This is a genomic window from Paenibacillus sp. NEAU-GSW1, from assembly GCF_009737085.1.
Taxonomy (GTDB): Bacteria; Bacillota; Bacilli; order Paenibacillales; family Paenibacillaceae; genus Pristimantibacillus.
In genome coordinates, this window is sequence record NZ_WOVL01000020.1 from 48575 (window position 1) to 74765 (window position 26191).

29 protein-coding genes are annotated in these 26191 nt (G+C 46.2%); 11 read left to right on the forward strand and 18 right to left on the reverse strand.

Annotated elements, in window-relative coordinates:
- Positions 1-64 precede the first annotated feature (64 nt).
- Entirely contained in the window at positions 65-154 is a 90-nt protein-coding gene (locus GOM71_RS25030) for a winged helix-turn-helix transcriptional regulator (RefSeq protein ID WP_367649648.1), read from the forward strand.
- 68 nt (positions 155-222) lie between these two features.
- Here the strand turns inward: GOM71_RS25030 and GOM71_RS16045 are convergent, their stop codons facing one another.
- The 8 genes from GOM71_RS16045 to GOM71_RS16080 all read right to left on the reverse strand — a co-directional run bounded on the left by GOM71_RS16045 (position 223) and on the right by GOM71_RS16080 (position 6701).
- Positions 223-657 carry an ABA4-like family protein gene (locus GOM71_RS16045; RefSeq protein WP_156282858.1) on the reverse strand — a complete coding sequence of 145 codons (435 nt, stop codon included), beginning with the start codon at positions 655-657 and terminating at the stop codon, positions 223-225.
- Positions 654-1553 (reverse strand): hypothetical protein, encoded by a 900-nt coding sequence (locus GOM71_RS16050; protein WP_253944882.1) that lies wholly within the window; start codon positions 1551-1553, stop codon positions 654-656. The genes GOM71_RS16045 and GOM71_RS16050 overlap by 4 nt, the downstream gene beginning before the upstream one ends.
- A gap of 54 nt (positions 1554-1607) precedes the next feature.
- Positions 1608-2468 carry a MerR family transcriptional regulator gene (locus GOM71_RS16055; RefSeq protein ID WP_156282862.1) on the reverse strand — a complete coding sequence of 287 codons (861 nt, stop codon included), beginning with the start codon at positions 2466-2468 and terminating at the stop codon, positions 1608-1610.
- Positions 2469-2804: 336 nt separating this feature from the next.
- Positions 2805-3683: a protein kinase family protein gene (locus tag GOM71_RS16060; protein WP_156282863.1), complete on the reverse strand. Its 879-nt coding sequence runs from the start codon at positions 3681-3683 to the stop codon at positions 2805-2807.
- Positions 3684-3854: 171 nt separating this feature from the next.
- Entirely contained in the window at positions 3855-4244 is a 390-nt protein-coding gene (locus GOM71_RS16065; protein WP_156282865.1) for an EVE domain-containing protein, read from the reverse strand.
- Entirely contained in the window at positions 4237-4821 is a 585-nt protein-coding gene (locus GOM71_RS16070) for a DinB family protein (RefSeq protein ID WP_156282867.1), read from the reverse strand. The genes GOM71_RS16065 and GOM71_RS16070 overlap by 8 nt, the downstream gene beginning before the upstream one ends.
- A 68-nt stretch (positions 4822-4889) precedes the next feature.
- Positions 4890-5837, reverse strand: coding sequence for a helix-turn-helix transcriptional regulator (locus tag GOM71_RS16075; RefSeq protein ID WP_367649649.1), 948 nt, complete (start codon positions 5835-5837; stop codon positions 4890-4892).
- Between the two features lie 270 nt (positions 5838-6107).
- Positions 6108-6701 carry a TetR/AcrR family transcriptional regulator gene (locus GOM71_RS16080; protein ID WP_156282869.1) on the reverse strand — a complete coding sequence of 198 codons (594 nt, stop codon included), beginning with the start codon at positions 6699-6701 and terminating at the stop codon, positions 6108-6110.
- Between the two features lie 114 nt (positions 6702-6815).
- Here GOM71_RS16080 and GOM71_RS16085 point away from each other — a divergent pair, with 114 nt between their 5' ends.
- Complete coding sequence (locus GOM71_RS16085) at positions 6816-7925, forward strand: C45 family autoproteolytic acyltransferase/hydrolase (RefSeq protein WP_156282871.1); 1110 nt, start codon at positions 6816-6818, stop codon at positions 7923-7925.
- Positions 7926-8324: 399 nt separating this feature from the next.
- On the opposite strand, the gene GOM71_RS16090 is transcribed toward GOM71_RS16085, so the two are convergent.
- Positions 8325-8939, reverse strand: a complete 615-nt coding sequence (locus GOM71_RS16090; protein WP_156282873.1) for a GNAT family N-acetyltransferase — start codon at positions 8937-8939, stop codon at positions 8325-8327.
- 72 nt (positions 8940-9011) lie between these two features.
- Between GOM71_RS16090 and GOM71_RS16095 the strand changes: the two genes are divergently transcribed.
- The 7 genes from GOM71_RS16095 to GOM71_RS23925 all read left to right on the forward strand — a co-directional run bounded on the left by GOM71_RS16095 (position 9012) and on the right by GOM71_RS23925 (position 13612).
- A complete protein-coding gene (locus GOM71_RS16095; RefSeq protein WP_156282875.1) occupies positions 9012-9416 on the forward strand; it encodes a hypothetical protein in 405 nt (134 codons plus the stop codon).
- Positions 9386-9577, forward strand: a complete 192-nt coding sequence (locus tag GOM71_RS16100; RefSeq protein WP_156282877.1) for a hypothetical protein — start codon at positions 9386-9388, stop codon at positions 9575-9577. The genes GOM71_RS16095 and GOM71_RS16100 overlap by 31 nt, the downstream gene beginning before the upstream one ends.
- A gap of 797 nt (positions 9578-10374) precedes the next feature.
- Positions 10375-11907: a hypothetical protein gene (locus GOM71_RS16105; RefSeq protein ID WP_156282879.1), complete on the forward strand. Its 1533-nt coding sequence runs from the start codon at positions 10375-10377 to the stop codon at positions 11905-11907.
- Positions 11908-11940: 33 nt separating this feature from the next.
- Complete coding sequence (locus tag GOM71_RS24130; RefSeq protein ID WP_216651763.1) at positions 11941-12138, forward strand: hypothetical protein; 198 nt, start codon at positions 11941-11943, stop codon at positions 12136-12138.
- A gap of 17 nt (positions 12139-12155) precedes the next feature.
- The gene (locus GOM71_RS16110; RefSeq protein WP_156282881.1) at positions 12156-12707 is read left to right on the forward strand and encodes a recombinase family protein; all 552 of its coding nucleotides are present in this window, start codon (positions 12156-12158) and stop codon (positions 12705-12707) included.
- Positions 12708-12716: 9 nt separating this feature from the next.
- Positions 12717-13484, forward strand: a complete 768-nt coding sequence (locus GOM71_RS16115; RefSeq protein WP_173275719.1) for a recombinase family protein — start codon at positions 12717-12719, stop codon at positions 13482-13484.
- On the forward strand, positions 13457-13612 hold the full coding sequence (locus GOM71_RS23925; protein WP_173275722.1) for a hypothetical protein: 156 nt from the start codon (positions 13457-13459) through the stop codon (positions 13610-13612). The genes GOM71_RS16115 and GOM71_RS23925 overlap by 28 nt, the downstream gene beginning before the upstream one ends.
- A 609-nt stretch (positions 13613-14221) precedes the next feature.
- Here GOM71_RS23925 and GOM71_RS16120 read toward each other — a convergent pair.
- The 3 genes from GOM71_RS16120 to GOM71_RS16130 form a co-directional block, all read right to left on the reverse strand.
- Positions 14222-14632 carry a VOC family protein gene (locus tag GOM71_RS16120; protein WP_156282885.1) on the reverse strand — a complete coding sequence of 137 codons (411 nt, stop codon included), beginning with the start codon at positions 14630-14632 and terminating at the stop codon, positions 14222-14224.
- Positions 14633-14788: 156 nt separating this feature from the next.
- Positions 14789-15940, reverse strand: a complete 1152-nt coding sequence (locus GOM71_RS16125) for a phosphotransferase (protein ID WP_156282887.1) — start codon at positions 15938-15940, stop codon at positions 14789-14791.
- Between the two features lie 130 nt (positions 15941-16070).
- Positions 16071-16805: an HAD family hydrolase gene (locus tag GOM71_RS16130; RefSeq protein ID WP_156282889.1), complete on the reverse strand. Its 735-nt coding sequence runs from the start codon at positions 16803-16805 to the stop codon at positions 16071-16073.
- 741 nt (positions 16806-17546) lie between these two features.
- Between GOM71_RS16130 and GOM71_RS16135 the strand changes: the two genes are divergently transcribed.
- Positions 17547-18890, forward strand: a complete 1344-nt coding sequence (locus GOM71_RS16135; RefSeq protein WP_173275725.1) for a recombinase family protein — start codon at positions 17547-17549, stop codon at positions 18888-18890.
- Positions 18891-18951: 61 nt separating this feature from the next.
- Positions 18952-19590 (forward strand): hypothetical protein, encoded by a 639-nt coding sequence (locus GOM71_RS16140; RefSeq protein ID WP_156282893.1) that lies wholly within the window; start codon positions 18952-18954, stop codon positions 19588-19590.
- Positions 19591-19696: 106 nt separating this feature from the next.
- Here the strand turns inward: GOM71_RS16140 and GOM71_RS16145 are convergent, their stop codons facing one another.
- The 6 genes from GOM71_RS16145 to GOM71_RS16170 form a co-directional block, all read right to left on the reverse strand.
- Positions 19697-22111 carry a S8 family peptidase gene (locus tag GOM71_RS16145; protein ID WP_156282895.1) on the reverse strand — a complete coding sequence of 805 codons (2415 nt, stop codon included), beginning with the start codon at positions 22109-22111 and terminating at the stop codon, positions 19697-19699.
- A complete protein-coding gene (locus GOM71_RS16150) occupies positions 22112-23134 on the reverse strand; it encodes an AAA family ATPase (protein WP_367649650.1) in 1023 nt (340 codons plus the stop codon).
- Positions 23135-23295: 161 nt separating this feature from the next.
- Positions 23296-23775 (reverse strand): 23S rRNA (pseudouridine(1915)-N(3))-methyltransferase RlmH, encoded by a 480-nt coding sequence (rlmH, locus tag GOM71_RS16155; protein ID WP_156282899.1) that lies wholly within the window; start codon positions 23773-23775, stop codon positions 23296-23298.
- A 155-nt stretch (positions 23776-23930) separates the two neighbouring features.
- Positions 23931-24941 carry a hypothetical protein gene (locus GOM71_RS16160; protein ID WP_156282901.1) on the reverse strand — a complete coding sequence of 337 codons (1011 nt, stop codon included), beginning with the start codon at positions 24939-24941 and terminating at the stop codon, positions 23931-23933.
- The gene (locus GOM71_RS16165) at positions 24925-25509 is read right to left on the reverse strand and encodes a sigma-70 family RNA polymerase sigma factor (protein WP_156282903.1); all 585 of its coding nucleotides are present in this window, start codon (positions 25507-25509) and stop codon (positions 24925-24927) included. Before GOM71_RS16165 ends, GOM71_RS16160 begins: the two co-directional genes overlap by 17 nt.
- Positions 25510-25950: 441 nt before the next feature.
- Entirely contained in the window at positions 25951-26118 is a 168-nt protein-coding gene (locus GOM71_RS16170) for a CxxH/CxxC protein (RefSeq protein ID WP_156282905.1), read from the reverse strand.
- Positions 26119-26191: the final 73 nt, after the last annotated feature.

Below are 26191 nucleotides of genomic sequence, written 5' to 3' on the forward strand. Positions count from 1 at the left end.
TGATACGGTTCAGCTTAACATTCTAGCGGCGAACTTGAATAAGAGCGCCGACTTCCCCGTCCCTATGGAGCACCAAACTCCACCCAAAGTCGAAAATTCCATCACCGAATACGGCAAATGCATGCCGCCGTTATTACAAGCTATGAATGATTAGGGAATGGCTCATATCGCACATTTAAACGAGCTATATGGGGAAGATTGAGCGGCAGATTACGAGAAGAGTTATCCGACTTTCGGCTTTTTGCGTAACGCCCGTATAGCGAGATAACACAAGAAGCCGAACGGACCGAACATGAGGATGAAAAACAACAGAACCGATTGTAACGGCAGCGGAACATAACGATTCGCCATATTGTCCCGGTACACGTAGTGACCGACCGCCTGATCGAAGCAGAGCACATGCAACCACACGAGAAGAGCAAAGTCGGGATCGGATAAGAGTCGGACTACCCCTTCAGGCGAGCCGAAATCGTTCACGAAACCGAGCCCGCCCTCCGCTATGGCAGTTATGATTCCGACGGCATACAACAGTGCAAGGTATATGGGGAAGACAGCAGTGTTGGCCAAAAACCGGGTGAACCGCCACTTAGGCAGCAGGATCAGGAGTACCCAGCCCAGCATCGCAATTCCAGCAATCGAAAATAAGGTTTCAATCATCGTGAAAGTCCTCTATCTTTCAAAAGATTGCAGAGCGATGCGCCCCCCGTCGACTTCAGCAGTCTGCGAACAGAGACTACGGCGACAGCCAGCCATACAAGCAGCATGACGCCGGTTAGAGCCGGGAGCGCAGTCAGTTCGAACATGGTTTGACCGAGACCAGTTTGAATGGAGATGAGAAGGATCGACATCGTCCATGCGATGCTGCCGGCGTGAATCCACCTACGGGCGAGCTTCCCGTCTGTTCTTGCCCGCTCAAGCAGCCAGCCGATCAGTGGAAGTGCTTGCAGTGCATGGAAACTCAGCCCGTGAAGGACGATCAGATTGCCGGCGTCTCCTGTATAGCGACCCATCAGCGCAATCATCCATAATCCTCCGGCGAAGGCGACCATCGTTGACACGAATGCATAACGGATGCCTAGAACAAGCAGCGGACGCGTTACAGGCCGATCCTTACGGAAAAAAGGGATCGCAAGCAACACGGTGAAGACGATAAATACGAGCGATTCCAGAGCGAATAAATAGCCGAATATCGAATCGGCGATCGTGCCGACTTGCGTGTACCGCGGATTGATGCCGCGAAGATGCTGGATCGTCTCCACCGCGTACGAGTAGAGAGCGCCTATAATAAATACCCATCGGATCATTGCCCGTTTGCGAGAAGCAAAGCCGGATAACGGCAGGATTGCGGCTATAGACAGGATGAATACCCCGAGTGCGGCATCGAACGAAAAAGCACTCTCCAGATCCCCTTCCGGCAGTACAGCCGCTCCATTGAAACCGATATAAAGAGCAACGATTGCGGCTAACACAATACCTAGCAAACCTACCATGACAAGCAATCGTTCACCTGCGAACAGCCTCCCGTCCATTTCCTTAGCGGCTAAGAAGTTCATTGCCATTCTCCTCCTATTTTTGTTCGGATGAGAACACAATAAACCCTATAGCAACTATAGAGTCAACCGTTTCGTTACGGGCACTTGCAATTCGACGATAAAATCTTCAGGTTTTCCCATTTGCGTCATGTCCACTAAGTATTGCTCCATGGAGGGGCCGATCTCGTCATAGCCGTTGGTCGACATCCACTCGAGCAATTTCCCATAGATCCGTTTGCAGGATTCTCTATTGGGAATGCCGCAGTAGAGCGCCGTAATAAACTCTCCCCCCTCGATGATGCGCGTGGAAGCTGATTCTGCCCCTCCGCTTTCGACAGGGATACAAACTTCAATATCGCAATCATGTTGCTCGAAGGTCATGATATTCTCATGGTACACCGACATGGTATATCCATGAGGAGTCAGACCATTCATTTCTATCTTGTGAAAAAGCTCGGTAAATCGCGTAACCGAACGTTCCATTCCGACGGCATCGCGCCTACGGTCAAACGCAACACAGCGGTCCGGATAGTTTTTCAGTTCGATCAGGACATCAAGCTCCTTGAACTCATCGCTCAACGCTTGGAGATAATTCACTTGCGCCATTCTTTGTTCAATTGCCGTCGTGATCTGCTCCAGCCTTCGAATCTCCTGTAAAGCTTCCGCATGCTTGGCTTCCATCATTTCCATCATGCTGTTTAGCTTATTGCTTTTCAACGTGTGACTGATTTCCTCAAGCTTGAAATTTAGCGACTTCAAGCCTTGGACGATTTTGACATGAAGAAGATCATGATTAGAATAATACCGGTAGCCTGTGAACTTATCTGTTTCGCTCGGATTGACCAATCCGATCTTGTCGTAGAAACGAAGCGTCTGAATGCTCAAATTGCAAATTTTCGATGCTTGGCCAATGGAATACAGTTGATCCTTTCGCATGAGTCGCTACTCCCTTCACTGGGGATATTGACGTATAACGGAACTATACGACTTTGAAAGATAGGCAGAACCTCAAGTTGAATGGCTTGGCAGTTCAGAACGATTAAAGGAAAGCAGACGGTAGCTTCTTTTGATGATTTGGAGCTTGCTTTTGTCGAACTATGATCAGAAGAATAACCGCCCAAAATCCAATAAGGATTTTGAGCGGTTTATTCTTCTGCCTAACCATTCACGTTCACCGTCTGCCAGTCTTCCACGCCGTTCACAAACACTTGCCGCTCGTGTCCGTTAGTAAAGGAATGGCTGTTTTAATGGCAGCCTAAGGTATTTATTATTCTATTCAATCTTAGCTGTATCCCAAGCTTTTTTAAATTCATTGATATTGTTGTATCGTTTTTCTCGTTCCTTACTGATTGCTCTTAAAGCTACTTCGTAAAGGGATCTGTTTGCTTCCCATTTTGAATAAGATTGATCCATCTCACCACCAAGTAATCCAAATGCGATAGCCCCCATTGTGAAAACATTCGTTTTTGAATCAATAGGAGCTCCTAATGTAAATTCTTCTGGAGACTTGGATCGTCTTGCTCCCCAAAATTTTTCTCCAATATCATTGACAGATGGGGCTTCTCTATAAAAATCAATATCGCAGATTTTAGTAATATCCTGAGAAAAATCATACAAAATACTGCCGTCATAGAAATCGACGGCTATATACCCTTTTGATTCGACATATCTGTGGAATTCATAAATGGCATCTAATGAATGCAGCCTTCTCTCAACCGTTAACTGTTTGTATTTATAGAACGGTGAATCAGGATGAGTATGTTTAAATGCTTCTCCTACAAATAACCAATGTGAATGCAAGCATTCACCATTAAACCATTCAAAAATGGCAGCGTACCCGTTTTCGGTTTCAAAATGATCAACCAGCTTTATTAGATACGGATGTTCTAAGGTTGTGTATAGCGGTATTGCAGTTGATAGTCGTAGGATTGCGTCCCGAGGGTTTCCGGAAAAGTCCATTGGTTTACAACCCGCATACTTAACAAATAGCTTTTTGCCACCCTTCTCAATTCCGAAACAAATGTTTCCAGAATCCTGTTGATCGAACACGCAAAAAACTTTACCAAGCGATTGTAGCCATGAGAAATCGTGCTGCCCCTGAAGCTTAAATTCAACACTATCTAACTTGATCAATACTGGCTGCTGATTCATTTTATCTTCCCCTTAATGTTGGGGACTCCCGTAGTTTAGCGGGCTAGTTATACGTTATCCCCTTAATTTTATTAGCCCTATTATCGTTTACATGCATCTTCATAAGACAACACTCCTTTCGTTACTTAATTTTACCATACTACAACGATTTACCACTATTTGTGATGCGGTTCAGCATATCATCGCTAAGGCGAAATTATTTTTGTCGCGGGTGAAGGACAGCCGATCAAGCAAGCCTTCGATTCTCGCCTCCCTGCAGGGAACATATTCGATGTTCCGCCGGTAAGGTACGAACGTCGCGGACATCGCATATTCGTACACACGGTCGTCTATAACCCGGCCGATGGCGGTGAACGCTTGCAACGGCTCGCCGTCTCCCATCTCCATGCGAGGAGAACAGTACACCAGCCAATCCCCCGGTTGCATCCGGCGTAACGGCGCAGATTTACCGTGACACATCTGGGCGAAGCCGCCGCTAACCCCCCGCTGCACGTGCGACGCCGAGACGACGCCTATCCAATAAGAAGGGTTTCCACTTTCCGGCCCTGGCTGGCTACCCATGCGCTTCCCTCCAAGCGTCGTCCAAACGCATCTTCTGGAGCAAATGATGGCGATAGTGCATCTCGATCAGTCGGAACCATTCCAACGCGTTCAATCCGCCGAATCGCGGATGGAGAACCGTATTTCGAACGATCTCCTTACCCGGTTCTAATCGCACTTGGGTAACCGGATCAAACTCCGACGCAATCGTCGGTTCGATCTCGACCATCCGACGTACCGTATCCCGCAACCCGCCGACAAGTTGTTCCTTGCTTTCCGGTTGCGGCGGCGTGTATTGCGGGGACGGGGGAACTCGAATTCGATCCGGCGGGAAGCTCCCCGTCTTGAACAAATCCTCCCCCGGCTTCGTCTTTCCCGCCCGTGAGACTTCCGGGCTGCCGCCCGGTTCAAGGCACAATGCGGCGTTCCTCAATTGCATAAACTGCGCGGAACGGATTAAATGCATGTACATCTGACCAAGCGACCATTCGTCCTCCGCCGGCTTCCAAAGCAGCTGATCAAGACTTGAGCCATCCAATTCTCGAATATAAACGCTGACCGTCTCCTCGAATTTACGCAACGTTTCTTTCGTATCCATTTGCCGAAACCAGCTCCTTTTTGTTTAACCTGAATCCAGCATACAAAAACGCTACTGACAGCAGTTTGTCAGTAGCGTTCAAGCATTTTTTTGATTTCCACGCGCACCCGTTCTCGCAGCGATTCCGGCTCCAGCACACGCACCGCTGCACCCCATCCGAGCGTCCATTGAAGGAGTTCCTCCACCCGCCGGACACGGAACGTCGCTAACCAGCCTTCTTCCCCCGGCTCGAACGACTCCATGTAGAAATTATCCGATTCCTGAACCCGGTCCGCAATGGCTTGGTCGACCAACATAAGGACGGTCACATTCCGATCGTCTATAGACCGGTGATCCTGAAAGCGAAAACCCGGTACGATCCTGAACGAATCTTCCAGTACGGCAAGCTCGTTCATGCGAGACAGCCGAAAGTGCCGGATGTCGTGCCTCAGCCCGCAGAACGCAACAAGCATCCACACCCCTTGGGAAAAAACGAGCCCGTAAGGATCAACCGTTCGCTCGCTATGCCGACATCCGTCCGGATCCGGCAAGCTTTTGGAGTAACGGAAACGAACCCTGCGCTTCCGCAGAATCGCTCGGCGCAACTGTTCGAACGTCTCTTTTTCCTGCCCGCGCGTTTTCGCTCCTCTTTCATCCAGCAGCCGAATCGCCGATCGGATCCGTTCGGTCTCCTCGCGTACGTTTTCCGGTAAAATCGCCTCGATCTTTTCCTGCGAACTGCGGGCCTTCGCGCCGTACTCAGCATCTAGCCTCATTTCGACGAAGTCCGACCCGATGAGCAGCGCCACCGCTTCCTCCGCCGTGAAGCTGACAGGAGGGAGAAAGTAGCCCTCCATTAAGGAGTAGCCTACCCCCGGCGCACCCGCCACCGGAACGCCCGCTTCGCTTAGCGCTTGAACGTCACGGTAAATCGTGCGGATACTCGTCTCGAACTTGGCAGCCAAATCCTCGGCGCGCAGCACGCCTTTACGCTGCAACTCAATGACGATAGCCAACATCCGTTCGGTCTTGTTCACATCATCCTCTTCCTTTTCTGAAACTTCAAAAAGACTTCAAATACACGTTCGATAAAACTTGCCTTTACTTGTGATACAGTTCTCCGTTTTACTCTAATGGCGAAATTGAAAGGCACCCATTTGGTATGTAATCATCCAGTTGCCCAAATTACCCCGATTGCCGCCGTCGTCGCCGCGCAGGCAGTCAATGATGACGGGGTTTCTCTCGATATCACAGAACCATCCTAATCAATTGCTGCATCCCAAGCTGCCTTAAATTCAGATACATTATCATGCCCGCAAACCAAAAATACGCATAGCGCCTTCGACTGTGAATTGAGCTAAACCGTCATTTAAATCCAGATAGATTAACCCTGCTCCATTAAAATAAGCGAAATAGGTCCAGCCGATGACTTTCGCATCCCCTTCGCTTAACTTTCCCGATTCTTGCCCTTTACGGATGAGCGGCTCAAGTAAATTTACGAATTGCTCACCAAAATCAGTCAAAGCTCTGGTCAACTCAGGAAATTGCTTTGGCTGCCCCAACACCTGCTGAAACAGTCGCAAATACGTACCTTGCTCGATGACCGAACGCATTTGAACTTCTATCAATTTTCTTAACGTTTGGATGGGTTCGTTGTGTTCACTAATAATAGATTCGTAGAACATAAGACTCTCCTCTAGCGGTTCTAACACTAGCGAATGGATGAGCTCTTCTTTACTCGAAAAGTATGTAAATACAGAAGCGTGACTAATCCCCGCTTCCTTGGCAATGTTGGAGACGGTAGTTAAAGTGAACCCATTCGCGGCAAAAAGCCTTCTCGCAGCGTCGCAAATCAAAGCTCGTTTCTCCCGTCTAAGTTCTTCATTTATTGGGCGGGCCATAAGTTTTACTCACCTCTGTTGTAAGCTTACCATATTTTTTTGAATTCGTGTTGATTAATTGACTGATCAGTTATATAATTGTTTACAAAATTAACCTTTCGGAGGAAAATCTCAATGACCTTATTCCTTAAAGAAACCATGGTACACGCTTCGGATAACGGTCTTACAGTCAGACACATTGAACTGCAAGGAAACAACCATGATATTGGATACTACATTGGGAGAATGGCATTGGATCGATACACCTTGCTCCGCCAGATTAGTGGAGATGACCCGATCAGAATCCGAAACCAACACATGTACTTAAAAAAGAACTACCCCGAGCACTACGAACGAATGGAGGGTATTGCAGAGGCTTTCGGCGTTCAGCTCGACGAAGGTTCGAGCGATTGCAGCGGTATTATCTATCAGAAGCAATCATTCGGATGCTCTGCCGTCTACTTTCCAAACCATACGACCGCGACAGGTGCTGTCATGCTTAGCAGAAATTTCGATTTCCCGGTGACTGTTGTAAATGAGCCTTATATTTTCGAGGTTTATCCCGATAAAGGATACCCCTCTCTCTATTTGTGCAGCTTTGACCTCGTTAGCGGAGTGCTTGATGGTATCAATTCCGAGGGATTGACCGTGGCCGTGTTGGCAGATGATGAAAGTTTCATAACCTGCCCTGCAGAACCAAATGGCGGGTTGCATGTTGGTCTCCACGAATTACAAATCATGCGTTATTTGTTAGACCGATGCCGTAATGTTGATGAAGCAAAAGAAGCGCTGCTTTCTCTAAAACACAGCTATGCGCATATTCCACTGCATTATATCATCGGGGACCGAAATGGACAGTCTTTCGTTTGGGAGAACTCCTATACAACAAATCGCTATTACATGATCAGCGGAGAGAACAAACCGCAAGAGGTAACGAACTTCTTGCTGCATCGTTATTCTTCCGCAGTTAACCTCCCGGATGATCCGAGTCCGCATGGAATGTATCAACGTTTTATCTCCCTGCAGAATGAGTTAAATAGGAAATCTCATTATACAGATGAAGATATGATGCACATTCTTTCCTGTGCCCATGCTTGTCTGCCAGAAGCTTATCCCCATCGCACTTTATGGCATAATTTATACAACACGAGAGATTGCAGTATGGATATTAGCTTCTACGCCGCCGAAAACACCCAGGGAAAGAACCCTTTGCGTACGGATTACTTTCGTTTCAAATTGAAGTGAGTGTAATCGCGGCATGATTTCCTCACCTATCACCAATATCTCCGTTCAAACGGCATAGCGGTTTCCGGAGCCTTTTCCTGTACTATGCGATAGGCGTTACGCCATGCATCCGGACTCTCATAACCATACTTCCGAGCAATATGGATGACCTTACTATCCGTGCCTGCTAACTCTTCCGCCGCAAGCGTAAGCCAACGGTTACTTACATATTCGGTGAAAATAGTTCTTCGATGACATCGCAGCTCTAGCGATATCGTCAATCTCAATAACCGTGTGCAAAATGGCTTACTGTTCGTAAATGCTTCGTTTTTTCGGAAAATTCGCCGTTACTTGTGATACGGTTCTCCGCGCTGTCTGAAACGGCAAGTTTTAAGGCCATCCTTTGCGGATGGCCTTTTCTCATAGAACAGGCATTACTACGCTTGCGTCATCCGTTAGTTTCTTGATTAAACTTACTCGGATAACTTCATCCCAAATTGGACCACGCCGAACCTCTTTGTACCCAATCTTCTCATTGAGTTCAATTACATGGCGATTTGCTTCCTCAGTATGTGTGTAAATCAAATCAACTTGATGATGTTGGGACTCTTCCTCCAACTTGAGTTTTAACTTTGTCGCTAATCCTAGTCTGCGATAATTCGGATGAACCCACAATTGGAATATTTCCATAAACCGACCATCACTTTGAAATAACTTTTCATCTAACTCATGGAAAATTGTCCAGGGATACACAGAATCCCTATTTGCTATAGAGTACATTATCATTGCAATCGGTTTGTTAAAATCGGAATCATCAATAATAAACGCACCTTTATCCGAGTCAGTGAGAAACCGTTCTATTTTCTTACTATGCTCCTCTCTTTCTTGTTCTGTAATTTCAACTTCATCCGAAACTGTGTACCCATCGTTTTTCAAGTCAATTCGTACCAAAAACTCGTGGTCAATGATATTAGCTCTTCGCATTTGTAGCATCCTAACACCCCTCAATATCGCTTCAAATACCTTTTCAGTCATATATCATATTCGTGATCCATACCAAGTCCCCTTTTTCGAGGGGTCATTTCCATTTTCAGGAGGGATGTAAGAATGAGAATTATCAAAGCTCAGCAGGACATTGAATTGCTGCGCCGAGCGGAAGTGCTTCCTGATGCGCTCCTCGACCATGTCGAGGACTACTTCAACCATCTAAGGATCGAACTAGAAGACGAAGCGAAAAGCCACTTTCGCTTAGGCGAGAACGGCTACATCGTCTTGCTTGAAGAAGGCGACAACGTCTGGGACCTCGGTAACGGCGGGCTAAACCGCGAGGACGGCGGACTGCTGGGCTGTTGCCCCGAGTACGTCGAACTGCTCGACATAGGCGGAGGACTCCATGCGTACAAAGTCGCGGTGCTGTACGATAACGACTACCTGATGGCGTTCTTCACGCAGGCCGGAGCGCACGACGAGGAGGTGGAACAATGGCTGAAAGACCAAGCGGAAATAAGCTGACGGCAAACGAACTGGTTCTCCGGAAGCTGAAAGAGACGTTCGATCGGAACGAAAACGTCGCCGCCGACAGCAACGGGACTAACGTCTGGGTCATGCTTGTCGCTGCGGAACCTCTCTCCGAACTTCTTGCAGAGAACCTCCCGTACCCACTGGTCTGCTAAGAACCCACTCACCGCGTCAGAGTCGTCCTGCGAACCACTGATGCCCAAGGAGGAACCAACCCGTACGCTGACGGCTCCGACTTCTTCCTCTACGTTGACGAGCGACAACAGACGGCGGACTTTGTTTGGGAAGACGAAAGCTTCGGAAATGCCCCTCTCTTTCACGGCGGAGATGTAGCCAGCGCAATCCGCTGGGTGAAAGAACTGGGCGAGCCTTTCCACTGTCAGTACAGTGACCCCTTTCTACCAACAGAGACGGGAGACATCACAGACCAAGAATAGCGAAAAAAGCGAAAGTACAGTTTTGCCGCTTTTGGCGCAACTGACGCTTTTGTTGCCGCCCACATCTGCCTGGTACAACCCCAGGCTCTTTTTTTCTACGAAAACTCCCCAATTACAAACAGATATTATTATTTAGCATATAGAATTGATGCCTAATCGATAGGCAATCTTGCCGGATCATAGGGATCGCAAATAAAATATTTGAATCACCGAAATTCGTCGAATTCAGCCAAATTCTCCTCTGTAGTGGCTTCTAGTTAAAATAGCTCCCACTTCTTTTTTCACGTCAGACCTTTCCGCGAGCGCCCCCTCCCGGATAGCCCTCAGCGTCATTTTTCGCCTCCATTTTTCTACCCAACCACCGAAGTGATAGCCAAAGGAAAACCCTGTAGAATCAATACCTGTAAGCAGTTGTTCAGCGGACAGGCGCCGTCCGCAAGAGAAGATAATAACCTGAATGCCTCTGCAGCCCGGTCGACCAGGCAACTTCGGGAACATAACAAGGAGGCCATTCAATGGATACAAATCAAACCGCATCTCGCAAAAAGATGACCGCAACACCAGCAACGCAACCTGCAAAGGGAGGGCCGCATCAGACACTTCTTCGCTTAGGGAAAGACGGAAACAAGTTCTTCTCTAGCCCTAATGGTGAGCCATATGTCTGCTTGAATTTCGAACAGTCGAGCAAAGCGATGAAGATCAAGCACAAGAACTTCAAAGGCTTGCTTACCAAGCTATTCTTTGAAGAAACGGATGAAGCACCAACATCCGATGCGTTGAATCAAGCCCTGATCCAGTTCGACGCCATTGCCACATACACAGGAGGTGTGCATCCCGTCGAGCTTCGTGTCGGTGAACACAACGGTAGCTTCTACTATGACCTTAGCAGAAGCGGTAAGAACTCCGTCGTGGAAGTCAGCGCCAACGGCTGGCAACTAACGTCAAGCAGTCCGGTGTACTTCTTGGGCACTCCAAACATGAAACCCCAGGTTACCCCGAGTAAGACCGATGGCAACCTTTGGCGGCTTCTGAAGCACATTCGATTCAAGAGCAAGACCGATAAATTGCTCTATCTCGTGTATATTGTCTCCTGCTTCGTGTTCGACATCCCTCACCCCATTCTCATCCTTTGGGGAGAGAAAGGGGCGGCCAAATCTACATCGTCGAGAATCACCCGCGCAATCGTCGATCCAGCGCAACGCGATATGACTTCTCTGCCGACTGGCCTGCATGACCTGGGCTTGTCGCTTCAGAACAATTACATGCCCGTTTACGATAACTTGTCCTCCATCACGCCGAAAATCAGTGACCTGCTCTGTACAGCTGCAACGGGAGGCGGCTTCTCCACAAGAAAATTCTTTACCGATGACGAAGAAACGATCCTTTCTTTCAAGCGATGTGTCGTCTTAAACGGCATCAACGTCGTCGCCTCTAAGGCAGACCTGCTCGATCGTTGCATCATGCTTGAGCTAGATCGCATCGACGAAGAGGAACGCAAAGAGGAGCGCCTAATTGTACAAGAATTTGAGCGAGACATGCCCATCATTCTAGGTGGCATTTTCGACACCCTGAGCAAAGCCATGACCATCTACCCGAACGTACAGCTTAGTTCGCTCCCTCGGATGGCGGACTTCGCAAAATGGGGATATGCCATAGCAGAGGCAATCAAAGAAGGGTACGGGGAAGCCTTCCTGAAAGCGTACAAGCGGAACCGAAATCGTGCGAGCGAAGAAGCGGTATCCGCCCATCCGGTCGCCTCGGCAATCATCGCTCTGATGAAAACGACTACGCTGTGGGAAGGTCCTGTGGCAGAACTGCTCAATGTGCTTGAGAACATAGCAATTCGGGAGCGGATCGACACCAGAACGAAAGAGTGGCCGCGAGCTCCTCACGCTCTTAGCAGAAGAATCAACGAGGTCATGTCCAACCTGAAGTCGTGCGGCATAGACGTCGTGATTCGGCACGGTGGAACCCACAAGATCGCAACGATTCAAATGACACCAGCGCGAAGCAGACAAGCGACCCGAAAAAAGAAGAAAGCCGCCTAGAAGAAAATAGCGTCAGTTGCGGCAGAAACACTCTTGTCACCACTGACACGACTGACGCTATTTTTCCTGCGTCTTCCACTCCAAACTGTACCCGAAGGGAGCCTTGACATGGAAAGTGAGAAAAAGATATACCAGCAACTGGTCGATCTTCTTGCCGGAATGATCAGCGAACGCCTGAAAGAGCAGAACACAAAACTTGAATCCAAGCCAGCCTACAAAAAGATAGCTTAGAAAGGGAAGGATGCATCATGATGAAGAGAAAAGAACTCTACGAAAATGAAGTGAAATACGTCGGGATATACGCTCGTGTTAGTACAGAGGAACAGGCTGAACAAGGTTACAGCATCGAGGCTCAGATAACGACACTTCGTAATCTTTGCAAGGCTGAACAGAAAGTCGTCTTCAAGGAATACGTCGACGCGGGCATCTCGGGAAAAACGATCGAGAAGCGTCCGGCAATGAAGCAACTGCTCCGTGATGTAGAGGCAGGAAAAATTCAGGAAGTGCTGGTTTGGAAGCTAGACAGGATCAGCCGCAAGATGTCTGACTTGCTCCAAATCGTCGAGCACCTGAATCGTTACAACGTCAAGTTCCGTAGCTACTCGGAGAAAGACTTCGATACCGAGACTGCCTCCGGCAAGCTCAACATCCAGATGCTTGGGGTAATTGCAGAATTCCAGCGGAATACCATCGTGGAGAACGTCAAGATGGGAATGAAGCAGAGAGCTAGAAAGGGAAAATGGAATGGCGGTACGGTCCTCGGTTATGACGTAGTCGAGGTAGAAAACGGTCGCGGTTAGGACTCCGTCTTGAAAATCAACCACATCGAAGCTGAGCTCGTACGGAAAATCTTCAGGATGTACGGGAGCGGACAAGGCTTGCGAAGCATAGCAAACCAACTGAACGCCGAAGGATTCAAGACCAAGCCAGGGAACGCCTTCAGTAGCGTCGCTGTCAAAACGATCATCAACAACCCTGTCTACATCGGCAAAATACGCTACAACGTACGGGAAAACTGGAATGAGAAGCGGCGGAAGGGGACAAACAAAGATCCCATTGTCGTTGACGGTGAGCACGAACCAATCATCAGCCAAGAATTGTGGGATGCCGTACAGAAGTTCTACAAGAAGAAGGCTATTTCCGCTCCTCGAAAGTTCGACGGCATCTACCTCCTGACAGGGCTCATGAGATGCCCTCAGTGCGGAGCGACGCTTGTCGCGCATCGAATCAACGACACGCTAAAGAGTGGTGAGAAGGTCGTCCGAAGATACTACATTTGCAGCAACTTCCGCAACAAGGGGAGCCGAGTCTGTAACTCCAACTCGGTCAAGGCGGACTTTGCTGAACGCTACGTCATCGAACGGATCGCGACGGTAGTACAAACGCCAAAACTGTTAGACGACATTGTCGTTAGCCTCAACAAGTCGCGGAGCAAGAGCGTTGCTCCACTTCAGAAAGAGCTAGCCGCAATCGAACGCGAGTTGAAAACGCTAGACTCCCAGAAGCAAAGTACTTTGCCCTCTACGAAAGCGACACGATTGATAGCGACATGCTGGTCGAGCGCATTAACGAATTGAAGTCGAAGTACGACGTGCTCGCAAACCGAAAGTCCGAAGCAGAACGTCAGCTTGACGAAAACCAAGCCGAGCCCATCCCGCTTCCGCTTGTACGCAAAGCACTCAGCGACTTCAACGGGCTTCTTTAAACCTCTCCAGTCGAAACGCAGAAGACCCTAATACAGACCATAGTAAAGCAGATAGCCGTACAACAAGGCCAAAAGCTTCGAGGCATTGAACTGGAATTCGACGAGACGCTCAGACAATTTCTCGTCGTCGCAGCCCCCTCCACCGACAAGGTGGACGGGGCTTTTTCTTTGTCCAGACGCAAGTACCCCTCACCCTTTACGATCGTGATCTAGAGGCTCTCCCTTTCTGCAAAGCGAAAGTACCGTCAGAAGCGCGTTCACTGCCAGCATCGACACTTCTGACACTTTTCTTTCCCAGCCTCGGGGAGTCTCCTCCATTCACGAAGCCCTCTTCCCTCCTTGGGATGTGACGAGGATGTTCCACTCAAAAAGCGATAGCCCTATGTACCTTTTCAGCGTTACCAATAGCCCGAACCCCACATACACATATACAAATCCATGCCCCGCAAGGAAATCCACAAAAAAACTTGCCCTTATTTGTGATACGGTTCACCTTAACGCTCATATCGGCGAAAAATAAGCAACGAGGGCCATCCTTTTCGGAATGACCCTTAACATTGATTTCATTTTGTTCAACTATCGTGTCCCGTTAGTTGAAGGTCTGAACGTTTACTCTACAAAGTTTGATTTACCATGAGCCACTAACATATTTCCGCTAGGGTCATAAAAATCAAAATCCATTTCACTTAATATCTCCGTTTCTCCTGATTCGGTTTTAATACTCCCTCTGTCATTTCTTACCTCGCCAATTTGAACTTCTTTACTCTTTAGGTCGGACAGCAACTTTACGATATCCTCTGCTTCAAAACCGATAACTACCGACATCGTTCCCTGATGCAATTCCTTTTCGCACAGAAAGATCGATGGACCCGAAGGGAGCGCAACTATTGCCATTTTATTGTCCGGTCGTTTAAAGTGCAGCTTAAATCCCAGTTTACTTATGTACCACTCCATAGATTCCTCAAGATTTTTAACTGGAACTTGTAGAAATGAGACACTATTTAGAATTGTTTCTGCCATATTAAATAGCCTCCTATTAAATTAATTGCACTCCTTCTGTATTCGTTCTTATGGATAAATTAACCTACTTAAGCTAACCGTTACTTCAACGAACAACGGCAACCGATCGTACTTGCGGCTGCCGTCATGTCATGTTGAGCTATAGTCTCCGTTAGCTTAATGCCATTGAAGCTTAAGAGAATCAGCCTCCATAGCCATTTGTTTGTGTACAGTAATAATACAATCAAGCCGGTTAAGTCTTTCTTTGAGCTTAGTATGGTTTGGTTCATCCTCTAACTGAGCCAAAATGGAAAAGAACTGCGGGACTTCCCATACACTTCTCAAGGCGGTGCTTAAACAGAAGCCATATCTCACTAATCTTACGTCACCCTGCCATCCCATATCTCGCAGTCCCTCTAGGTATGCATTATATAAAGAGGTTTGAAACCTTATATATTGGTCAGGCAGAATAATTCCAAGACTCATGTTCACGCCAAATAACTTACCTAAGTCTTCGCCGATACCTGATATACTCATGAACTGCCAGTCGATTAGCACGAGTTGACTTTCGCTCGCTTCTTTTTTAACGAGCAACATATTCATCTGACTCAAATCTTGATGTGCCAGTACACGCGGCAGCTGTTGGAGTGAGTCTATTGCAGAATCAATGTTTTCGAGGATCTCTTGATACCAAGCCCATGTACTTTGCTCATTGTCCGTAGATATTCGGCTTGCATACGCCTCCATATTAGGAGCATACATGCGGCTTGCAGTCGTCCATGACTTGAGCCAAGCTCTGCATATCCACTCATGATCCGGTACCGTTTTAATCCCTTTAAGATAGGCCCCATTAAAACGACCTAATTGTCGAGCAATATAAGAAAATTGCTCGACGGTATTTGCGTATTCGCCCTTTACATATTCCATCCAGAGCCAAATGGTACCATCTTGTTGTTCTTCAACCAAATAGCTTTCTGTAGCGTAAATGGAATCAGGAAGTTCTCTCAAAACCCCTGACTCAAATACAAGCGCTTCACGTCGCCAGTAGTTGTGATGTTTAATGTTATCTTTCTCGGCTGTATCCGGTTTAATGATTTTTAAAATAACGCACCACGGCTTCAATTCGTTATGTAGCTTTACCAGACCATGCAAGCGGAATATACCAGAGGTAGTGAAGTTTGGGGTTTTATAACCAATATCGTCACATGTTATTGATACAAGTTCAAAAGCTGCATTCCCATGGATAAATTCAATACAAGCGTTGATTCGGTCAATCTTATTCTCTAAAGATATTTTGGTATTATTTTTCAACATAAATTCTGTGTGCATTTAATCTCCCCCCCTTGTTGAAATAAACTGCCCAATAGCTTAACGAGGCTACGGTCGCTCCTGCGGCAACCTCGTGTTGTAGTCTATTTAGCTCTTGTTCACCGTTAGCGGAATAGCGCGAATAAGGTACTCAATCAAGGGGACAGTCCCCTACGTGTGACAACAAAATCGCACGTAACTCCTCTATTTCGGTAATCACTGCTAGAGGGCGAGGCTCTTGAGGTACTTGATAATTCTTCTTATTTAACCATATAGCTTTCAACCCTTCTTGTATTGGAGCCGCAACATCATTTGTCCAAGAGTCGCCCACGACAAGTACCTGTTCTGGTGGTAAAGAAGTCATACTTAGAACATAATGATAAATTTCTGGGCTTGGTTTTTCATAGCCGATAACTTCGGATATGAACACATACTCTTTTGGAATGATACCATCTAATCCGATTGCCTCGAATTTATCATCCTGCCACCCTTTGCTTCCATTCGTCAATACTCCTATTTGATAATAATTACTAAGATCCTTAATGGTTTTGTTTATCATCACATTAGGCTTCATATGCTTTTTACTTATTGATTGGTAGAACATTTCAAAGTTAATTGCCGTTTCTACATCCGTTGTTTTCCCCATTTGATCCATAGAATAGAGAAAACGTTTAGTCCGATATTCGTCAAAAGAAATTTGTTTGCTATCTAATTTCTTTACTAAGAAATGTTCTACATTACTAAAGACTTCAAATAAATCGTTACTATTCATTTCACTGGTGAAAAAATGATTTCTGAACGCGTCCTTAACACTATTTTCCCAATAGTCGGCAAAGTGTAAAAGTGTATCATCTAGATCAAACAAAACCAATTTAATTGGATACATAATACTCTCCCATCCATTTCCTGAATATTATTTTTTCCAATTCTATCCTTCCACTCAGATGCATGCAACACTTATTTTTAAACATTCTTTCAATTTGTTACTACTCTAACGAGTTGAAGTTACCGATGGATACTGTAGCTCAACTTTTCTGCCCGTCCCTCGGCATCTCAAAAGTACTGTCACTCACTATCCTGCCCGTTAATAAAGGCTACCAAATTATAAACCCATAGAATTCGTAGTACCCTAATAAACAACCCCTAGCGCTCGAACACTTATGTTCAAGTCTAGGGGCTGTTTATTTAAAAGCTCGTATCAATTCCTTATTAATTTTCCTCAGAATATCAACCTGATTCATGTCGAGTCGACTAATAGCAATCTCATCCTGAAACTCGACAACGACTAAGGATTACGATCACGATTTCGCCATGACGATATTCAACCAACAAGTACATCCGATTCTATGACAAGAAGACGGAAGCATTCAAGGTTCCACTCCGAGTATCTTTATTGAAGTACATGCTAAACTGTGGTGGTTCAGGTTGTACTCTTCTGAGGACACCCGGACAGTTTTCGATATGAGCGTAGGCGTTAATCGAGGCGTGGTGAAGCATCTCATGCACATGTAGACATGAAGGACGAAGATCGGGTTACAGATGTGAAGCAGCTAGCGAGACGCGTTTGAATCTCTCCCGAATCCGTCCGTTTCAGCTTCACATTATAATCATGCGACAGCTTCCCCACATGCTTCCATTCATCAGCAGGTTTCGCTCATATTCGGATAACTTCGAAACAAGTACGCCTACTGGAAAGTTTGCTTTTCAAATGATGGGCGCTGTAGGCGAGTTAGAGCGTAATACCATAGTAGAAAACGTGAAAATGGGTATGAAACAACGAGCCAAAACAGGTAAGCATAATGGAAAGCTTCCGCTGGGGTATCAGGCTATTCCTGAACCCGGCGACTCTTCGAAGCGTTCGAAGCAGGTTGTCGTAATGGAAGAAGAAGCACTAATTGTACGAAAAATATACGAGCTATACGCTGGTGGGCGTGGATTAAAGAGCATTGCCAACGAACTAAACCACAGCAGCTACAAGACAAAGACCGGTAACACCTTCTCCACCTCCGCTGTAAAGGAAATCTTGAACAACCCGTTCTATAACGGCAAAATCCGTTACAATCGCTACGAGAACTGGAGTAATATGCGTAGGCGGGGCAAAAGCACTGAGCCGATCATTGCCGACGGAAGACACGAAGCCATTATTCACGATGCGCTATGGGAGAAAGTCCAATTTCTTCTCCAAAAGAAGTCATTCACGCCATCTCGTTTCTTCGACGGTGGGTTCTTGCTATCTGGGTTAATTCGCTGTCCAAAGTGTGGTTCGGCAATGGTCGCCAATCGCACACAGAACAAGACAAAAACTGGAGAAATCGTGAACCGCCTGTACTACTCGTGTGGAGCGTTTCGGAATAAGGGTAGCAGCGTGTGCTCAGCCAATAGCATTCGAAAACAGGAAGCCGAAGAAGAAGTGATGAATCGGTTAACGCTGGTTCTGTCCAAAAAAAGCATTCTAAGGGCCGTCGTGGACAAAATTAACCACAGGCTCACGACTCGGACATTACCGCTCCAATCCGAGCTATCACACATTAGAAGCCAATTAGAACATGCTGTGAACACAAAGCAACGTTACCTCGATCTATTTGAGCAAGGTAACGTTGATAAATCGCTATTCACCGGGAGAATACAGGAGATTCAAGCCAAGATAATTAAGCTTCACACGGAGAAAACCCGATTGGAGCTTGAACTGGCCGAAGACAATACTTCCCCTGTATCATTCGAACAGGTGCACGAGTTAATTCGCGGATTCAATCAGATACTTACCGCTGCGACATTCGAACAACGGAAGACGTTGTTGCACCTGTTTATTAAGCAAATTACGGTGAACAAAAGTAAGAAGATCGATACGATTGAACTAAGCTTCGATGAAAACTTGAACTCCTTCTTCTCATCTCATCCGGTAGCGGCTACAGCGGATTCATTCCAGTGTAAGCAAGAGCGGAATCGGGAGAGAATCGAAATTGCTATCTGAAATTATGAAAACGCTTGCAAAATCGATATTCTTACTATACCAGCAAGGGAGATGATTTTATATGGCCGTGGTAGGCAAACAGAAACAGCTCCAGATGTGGCCGAGACGGCCATTCTTGGATAAGATGCTGGACGACGGGGAAAGCCCCAATAAATGTGCGGCATGGTGCAAAGAGAAAGGCTTCGATATCTCGGTGCCGACGATGTACGAATACGCGAGAAAGCGTAGAGCGGCGATAATTGGGGATGTTCAGGCGGATAAACTCCGCTCGGGAAAGTCGAGAGGAAAGCGCGTTGCCAACAATCCCACGAAAGCAGAACGTAAAGCCGCTCATATGACCGTGGATAAGGTAAAGCACGATCTGGAGCTTTTGGACGAGGTTATTCAGAAAGGCTTCGAGACGCTAGCGAATATCGAGGAGATTAATCCGGCTACCGCCATAGCCGCTATCCAGTTGAAACATAAGATCACAAAAGGGACTCACAATGGTTACACAGTTTACGGCATAGAGGAAATCAAGCTTCGCGAAGCTGCAAGGGAGAACGCCATTGTTGCTGCTATACTAAAATTCGTCCCAGAGGAAAATCACTCTGCAGTAATGGAACTCATGGAGCAAGTAACACGGGATTATTATATATCAATTGGATTGGATGAAGCTTACGAACAGATGAGCTCGAGGGGCGATAAAGGATTAATATAAGAGACAGCGAAGGAGAACGTCATAAGACTGTTCTCCTTTAATCTATCCATTTATTGCTTTGAAACAACAAGTTTGAAAGAATAAGATCTGAAATTATATTTCGGTATTATCTAACTCTTGTCCTCTGTAGCACTTCGGTTCGAACTGAAGAATAAATATCAATTTCTGCCGAGTGTTCAACTGTCAAAGATACACAGTAACTTTGAGTGTAGTTTAAATCTGATATCCATTTATTGAGACATCTTACCACGAGCGTTATTGGTGCTGACATTTGTGCGGTTTTAAAGTGCCGAATCGCTTTTTGATGGCATCCTTTGTTTCTAATATTTACGCCTGGCTTTAAAACAATCTCATATGGCTTTAGTGCAGTCGGAGTAGTATCTTCTTCATCTTCATCCGCTTCCTCAACTTCTGTAACGGCGTAGTGGGCTACTATTTCATCAGGTATGACAGTATGAAACAACTTAAACTCCATCTGCGCACCTAAATAACTATCGCCTCTTGTAGCTCTCACAACAGGGTCAAACGTAAGAACTGCTGATATCTTTTTTGTCCCTCTAGTTTCAAAGAAGCTACTTGGTAGATTTACAGAATACGTCTTCACTCTATTCAGACCGATTACGTCCTCATCCAACAAAACAATCCTGTTATCCAATGAATAAATGGCTTTCTCTACGTTTGGAATCCCATACCCCGTCATTTGCCATTGTGCTTTTTCCTGTTTGGATGCTGTGTATCCCAAATTTGGAACTGGCGTAAGCTCAGTTGATTGAAGCAGTAAGTTCTTTAGATAATTAGCAGATTTGTCGGGGAAACTGTTTGCAATTTGCCCGAGTAGATTCGATACTTTCGGTGCAGAGAAACTTGTCCCATTATCAAAGCTGAATAAGGCTTCAGTAGGATTATTAGATAAAAGCGCTACTTTACCTCCAATATTTTCCGTAACACGATTAAAGTTCTCTCTTACAATCAGATTCCCACCATACTCGACGATTTCAGGTTTCATCATGCCATTGATTCCAAACCCTGTTCTACTGAACGGCGAAGGTTGCCCTTCTTCAGCAAATGTATGCCAAATATCTTGACCAGGTCTAGGCTCCATCGCTCGTGTAGAAGTTGCGATAGACCCAACCGTCAATGATAACGCTGAAGTGGCTGGATTGATTATTTTAAAATCTTTATTCTCAACCAAATAGTTCGGATACCCACTTATTATCTCTTCAAGATCATAAAACAAACTGGGTCTTTGATTGCCAGATGAAATTACAAATACTACATTACGGTATTCTAGAGCTAACTCATCTATAAGATTGGCAAGAGGAAACTGGCGGTTGCCTCCGTTGCCCAAGGGTTCAAAGCTATTGCCAAATGATATATTTACTACTTTAATTCGGTTTTCAATATTATTCAAAAACGTTCTTATGGCATCGTTTAATTGGTTTTCAAACAACTTCTCTGGATCATAGACTGGGGTGATATTGCCATGAAAGTCTCTCTCCGCATACATTACTTTTGCTGAAAACAACCAGTTAGTCGGAGAAAATTTCCTCTCTTCAATACAACGTTCGATATCGTAATAAATACTATTTCCTGCAACAGCGGTACCGTGACCCACGACATCGTGCGTCTGACGTTCCCCCTCTTGGAAGTTTTGCTCATCGCCCACGGCTTTTTCTAATAGCGGGTGATTTGAGACAATTCCAGAATCAATAACTAGAATTCCCGTTGCATCTTCAGGTGGTTCAGAAATTTCAAACTCCTCTACATCGATTTGCCGGTATTCTGAAGGACTAAACTTTGGTAGCATTGGTAGTTCTATTCTTGCTACTTCTTTTAACATTATGATTTCATCAAAAATCGCCTTGTTTAACTTGACTCTTAATAGTGCAAATGACTTCATTATTAGTTTATCTGTTATGCTAAACTGAGGATTATCACGGTAATTCTGAGATAGTTGTCTTATAAAAGTGTCAAGTATCTCGTCGTCCATTCTCCACAATTCAACGTTCAAGTAATAAAGCTGATCTTCCTGTAACGGACTTTGTTTGATCGCTTCGCCAATTTTCTCCTCGAGAGGGATATCTTCAATACCATCAATAGCATGAAAAAATTCATACTTATAACCGTCTGGCACAACTCCAGAATACTGCGCCAGTTTATTTTTAAATACACTTAGTTCCTCGTCATTGCCAAATACGACCCAATAACCTTGTCTGTTTTCTGCAACCGAAAGAACCGTTAGTTCACCCATTGCGTTTAAGATTCTCTCAAAGCTAGGAATATCAACACTCTGGTTTACCTTAATTCTATAAATCAAATGTGGATTTATCGTCCCACGAAACCTCTGTTTAATTTCAGCAAATGATTGAGAAATCTGATTTGCTTTCTGAAGGTTTTCTTGATGATATTGAATTTTATCCCTTGTTCCAATGGGCCTAAAGCCTCCGCCCCTTTGGTTAGAATTTCTCTTTGGAAGTTCTTCAACATACTGTGGTAAAGGTAAGTGATTGTGTCGGACCATTTAGAAACTCATTCCTCCATTTTTTTGACGAAGAGCATATCGTTCTCTATAACGAGTAAGCACGTAATTCATCTCTATGGAGGTCAAAACATCCCTGTTGTTTATAATCACGTGTTTCATTGCTTCCCTACACATAAGTTGCAAATCTGATGGTGAAAATCCTTCAGTTTCTTTTCCAAGTGAAGACAAATTCAATGTAGAATCCTTTTTTATAGGCTTTAAATAAAGCTTTATCAGTCGCTCTCTCTCTTCTTTGTCGGGCAGCTCAAAGTTTATTATCTCGTCGAATCTCCTCCAAATGGCTGGATCAAGTATATGAGGATGATTAGTCGCGCAGATTAATAAACTTTCACCTTCAAAGTTATCAATCATTTGCAAAAAGTTATTAACAACTCGTTTGATCTCTCCAAGCTCATGATGGTCATCACGATTCTTTCCAATAATATCAACCTCATCAAAAAGAACGACCCACATTCCATTTTTTATAAACTCGAAGACTTTGCGTAAATTCGTGGCGGTCTCTCCTAAGTATGAGGAAATTATCGCGTCAAAGTTAATGTATACCAATGGAGTTTGTAGAACTGAACTTAATATCTTTGCGCAGAACGTTTTCCCAGTACCCGGCAACCCACAGAATAAAGTTTTTCGAGTTGGAGCGAGATTATATGTTGCTAAAATATCAGTTGATTGAATCTCATTACAGATCTGTTCCAAAATCAGTTTCTTGTCGTTTGATATTACTAGGTCATCCCACGAAAGATTATATTCCCTAACTTCTAATAGAGGAAAACCACTATCATTATCCCGGGGAATTGGAATATTTGCTCGATAACGATTGCTGTGGATTACAGCCTTGCTACTTTTAGCTGATGCATACAACGCATCTTTAAGTTGCTTTGCTGCGATATTGTGCTTCTTTCTTTTCTCTGAGTCAATAAACTCCTCAGCAATTCTTATAAAGTCTTCGTTATCTTGCTTAGAAAAAGCCAGAAACAGTTGTTTTATTATTTCATTAGTAGTCACACTGTATTCCTCCTCACCCAACAGGGTGATAAGCATTAAATCATAATTTCGACATTTACCAGTATTCCCCTGCTACTTAAGGATTAATATTTCTAGAAAGAATTAACTCTAGTATGGCAATATTTCATAAAATGCAGGCGTACTTACAAAATTTTTAGCCGTCACTTATGGTACGGTTCTCCCCGATTAATCTTAAACGCCCGATACACCTGCTCCAGCAGAATCACCCGCATCATCTGATGCGGGTACGTCATCCGCCCGAAGCTGAGCTTCTTGTCGGCGCGGGACAGCACCGCGGGCGAGAGACCGAGCGAGCCGCCGATCACGAATGCGACCGAGCCGCCTTCATAGACGGCTTGCTTCTCCATATGAGCGGCGAGCTGCTCGCTCGACCAAGTCTCGCCGTCGATGGCGAGCGCCACGACATGCGCGTCCTGCTTCAGCGCGGCGAGGATCCGCTCGCCCTCGCGAGTGCGCACCTGCTCTTCCTCCGCCGGACTCATCGAGTCCGGCGTCTTCTCGTCCGCCAGCTCGCGGATGTCAATGCGAGCGTACGCACGCAGTCTTTTTACATATTCGTCTACGCCAAGCGACCAATATTTTTCCTTCAACTTTCCTACACATACGATCTGAATTTGCATGCTTTAACGTCCTCCCGTGCTGCTTCTTAGCTACTTTACAGCTTATCTTATTGCCTCCTCCCGATGCAATAAACGACGCCCCGCGCATTAAAAAAACGACCACCCGCCCCGAACAGGGACGGTTGATCGTCTTAACCTCACACCTAACAACTCTCTTACCGCATGTTCAACAACGCTTGCGCCGCTTCAACCAGCTTCTCTTCTGTCATCGCCGCAGAATCCGACTCCACATAATGCATGATCGTCCGGTCCTCCTGCTGCTCGATCCACATGACGCTTTGTAGAGTACTGCTGTCGCCATACAGCGATTGATCAAACTTCGTATAATGTGCCTTCTGCCCACTCAGACTGAGTTCTTCGTACACGGTGCTAGGCGGAGCAAAACTTTCCATTCTCGTGGACGGATCATCGAAAACAACCCATGCCGCTTGGAGCATTTCCCCGTCCGCATCGCGATAAACAGAAGTGTAGCTCGATACAAAGCTATTCGTCTCCGTATCTGTCAGACGCCAAAGCGCCTGAGCGGCCTGATCCCCTTCCGACTGCTCGCTTTCCGCTTGCATTTGGTTTAGCAAGTCCAAAGCGTCCATACCCAATTCATAGTGAAACGGACTGTTTTTCGTACCCGCCTCGAACTGGTACGATCCCAGCAAATCATCCGGCATCGCCGCGCCGATCTCCGTAAGCGCAGCCTTCCACTCGCTCTTATCCGATACATAGATCGGATTGGTTACCCCAAGCGCAGGCTGGTGGCCCCCTTCAAACTTTGCCGCAATCTCAGGCAAATAAACAACGGCTGTCTCCCCAGGCGCGAGCTGCGCTTGAATCTCCTTAAGCGATGCCCGCGCTTTCTCCAATGCATCCGGCTCAAGATCGAGCGATTCATTCGTCTGCATCTGGATCGAATACGTTCCTGCCGTATCCGAGAACAGAAACTTATTTCCGGCATACGCGAATCCGCTCATTAACGCAACAGTGGCTGTGATTATGACCACTTTGGATAAACTCCATTTTTTCTTAATAGCGACTTTACCTCTTTTCTCCATCGTCAGCCGCCCGTATTCCGCCATAATTCGGACATCCAGCGATGGAGGACACTCAAGCTCAAGCTCCGTCTCGCTTCGTTTGAACGCTTCGGTTAATTTCCGCTCAAATTCTATAGACATAACCGTTCCTCTCCTTTCCGCCTTCCTGGCTGTCGAATTGACTGCGCAATTTCTTCAAGGCGTGATGATGTCTCGATTTTACGGTGCCTAGCGGAATGTTCAGCAGGCTGGCGATCTCCTCTAACGAACAGTTCTTATAGTAACGAAGAACGATGATTTCTCTGGCGTTATGCGGCAGTTTCTGCAAGAGCGGCGAAAGCGCCATACGATCGCAGACCGCCGCCAACCGATTGTCGGCCGCCGCATCAATCGATCCGCTCGACGTCAAACGCAGCTTCTCCGCGATTCGGAACAATCGCCAGCCTTTTCTTTTCCAATTGCGCACTTGCCTGACAATCAAACCATTAAACCATGCTTCAAACGGCTGCTCCGGCCGGTATTTGTCCACGCTTCGCAACAACTCGATGTACACTTCGTTCATGATGTCCCCCACATCCTGCTTGCGGGGCGCGAGATAATAGATCAGCCCGTAAGCTCGATCACGCGTCGCTTCATATACCGTCCGAAAAGCCTCCTCATCGCCCTGGCTCATCCGGATAAGCCAAGGCTGCCAATCGTTGTCTTTCATAGGCCGGCCTCCATTCGGGTGTTACATATAGCTATTGGCTCACTCCGCCAAAAAGGTTCAATTCAATCTATCGGATAGATTGCCATTACTCTCAACCATTATTTTAATCGATGGCATTATTTGTTTATAGCTCCGCAGGAAAATACCCGTCATAACCCGCTCCACAGGATAATGGAACTTTGCATTATTCAGTCCGGCGCTTCTTGTCGTTGTCGCTTGAAACAAGGCATAGAACAAACGCTCATGCCATACCTGACGGGCCTAAGCAATGTGGCCTCCGACGAGAAATCGTATGACAACACCGGCACGACTGCAAATCTCCGACAAGCCGACGCAAGTTTGGACGATTGCCGTTAACGATCTCTGGTAATCGAAGGGGAAAAGAACAAGGCCCCGCAATCATCTACTGAGATGATTGCGGGGCCTTTCGTTATGAGTTGATTACACGACCAAGACTACAGCCTCTTGCTCGCACATATCGCAGCAGCGCGGCGGGTCCCAATCGGCAAACTCTGTTTGCTTCAAGTCGACGATGTCAGGCGCATCCTCATACTCGTCCACAAATTTATCAATCGCAAGCTCCACATGCTGTTTACAAACACAATACATCCGCTAATCGCTTCCTCTGCCTTAAAAAATGTGTTGTCGCCGCCGCTCCGGCGGCTACGTTCACTATACCTGC

Coding starts and splice junctions, on each gene's coding strand:
- GOM71_RS25030 (WP_367649648.1), top strand. CDS start 65: ATGGAGCACCAAACTCCACCCAAAGTCGAAAATTCCATCACCGAATAC.
- GOM71_RS16045 (WP_156282858.1), bottom strand. CDS start 657: ATGATTGAAACCTTATTTTCGATTGCTGGAATTGCGATGCTGGGCTGG.
- GOM71_RS16050 (WP_253944882.1), bottom strand. CDS start 1,553: ATGAACTTCTTAGCCGCTAAGGAAATGGACGGGAGGCTGTTCGCAGGT.
- GOM71_RS16055 (WP_156282862.1), bottom strand. CDS start 2,468: ATGCGAAAGGATCAACTGTATTCCATTGGCCAAGCATCGAAAATTTGC.
- GOM71_RS16060 (WP_156282863.1), bottom strand. CDS start 3,683: ATGAATCAGCAGCCAGTATTGATCAAGTTAGATAGTGTTGAATTTAAG.
- GOM71_RS16065 (WP_156282865.1), bottom strand. CDS start 4,244: ATGGGTAGCCAGCCAGGGCCGGAAAGTGGAAACCCTTCTTATTGGATA.
- GOM71_RS16070 (WP_156282867.1), bottom strand. CDS start 4,821: ATGGATACGAAAGAAACGTTGCGTAAATTCGAGGAGACGGTCAGCGTT.
- GOM71_RS16080 (WP_156282869.1), bottom strand. CDS start 6,701: ATGGCCCGCCCAATAAATGAAGAACTTAGACGGGAGAAACGAGCTTTG.
- GOM71_RS16085 (WP_156282871.1), top strand. CDS start 6,816: ATGACCTTATTCCTTAAAGAAACCATGGTACACGCTTCGGATAACGGT.
- GOM71_RS16090 (WP_156282873.1), bottom strand. CDS start 8,939: ATGACTGAAAAGGTATTTGAAGCGATATTGAGGGGTGTTAGGATGCTA.
- GOM71_RS16095 (WP_156282875.1), top strand. CDS start 9,012: ATGAGAATTATCAAAGCTCAGCAGGACATTGAATTGCTGCGCCGAGCG.
- GOM71_RS16100 (WP_156282877.1), top strand. CDS start 9,386: ATGGCTGAAAGACCAAGCGGAAATAAGCTGACGGCAAACGAACTGGTT.
- GOM71_RS16105 (WP_156282879.1), top strand. CDS start 10,375: ATGGATACAAATCAAACCGCATCTCGCAAAAAGATGACCGCAACACCA.
- GOM71_RS16110 (WP_156282881.1), top strand. CDS start 12,156: ATGATGAAGAGAAAAGAACTCTACGAAAATGAAGTGAAATACGTCGGG.
- GOM71_RS23925 (WP_173275722.1), top strand. CDS start 13,457: ATGCTGGTCGAGCGCATTAACGAATTGAAGTCGAAGTACGACGTGCTC.
- GOM71_RS16120 (WP_156282885.1), bottom strand. CDS start 14,632: ATGGCAGAAACAATTCTAAATAGTGTCTCATTTCTACAAGTTCCAGTT.
- GOM71_RS16125 (WP_156282887.1), bottom strand. CDS start 15,940: ATGCACACAGAATTTATGTTGAAAAATAATACCAAAATATCTTTAGAG.
- GOM71_RS16130 (WP_156282889.1), bottom strand. CDS start 16,805: ATGTATCCAATTAAATTGGTTTTGTTTGATCTAGATGATACACTTTTA.
- GOM71_RS16135 (WP_173275725.1), top strand. CDS start 17,547: ATGCTTCCATTCATCAGCAGGTTTCGCTCATATTCGGATAACTTCGAA.
- GOM71_RS16140 (WP_156282893.1), top strand. CDS start 18,952: ATGGCCGTGGTAGGCAAACAGAAACAGCTCCAGATGTGGCCGAGACGG.
- GOM71_RS16145 (WP_156282895.1), bottom strand. CDS start 22,111: ATGGTCCGACACAATCACTTACCTTTACCACAGTATGTTGAAGAACTT.
- rlmH (WP_156282899.1), bottom strand. CDS start 23,775: ATGCAAATTCAGATCGTATGTGTAGGAAAGTTGAAGGAAAAATATTGG.
- GOM71_RS16160 (WP_156282901.1), bottom strand. CDS start 24,941: ATGTCTATAGAATTTGAGCGGAAATTAACCGAAGCGTTCAAACGAAGC.
- GOM71_RS16165 (WP_156282903.1), bottom strand. CDS start 25,509: ATGAAAGACAACGATTGGCAGCCTTGGCTTATCCGGATGAGCCAGGGC.
- GOM71_RS16170 (WP_156282905.1), bottom strand. CDS start 26,118: ATGTATTGTGTTTGTAAACAGCATGTGGAGCTTGCGATTGATAAATTT.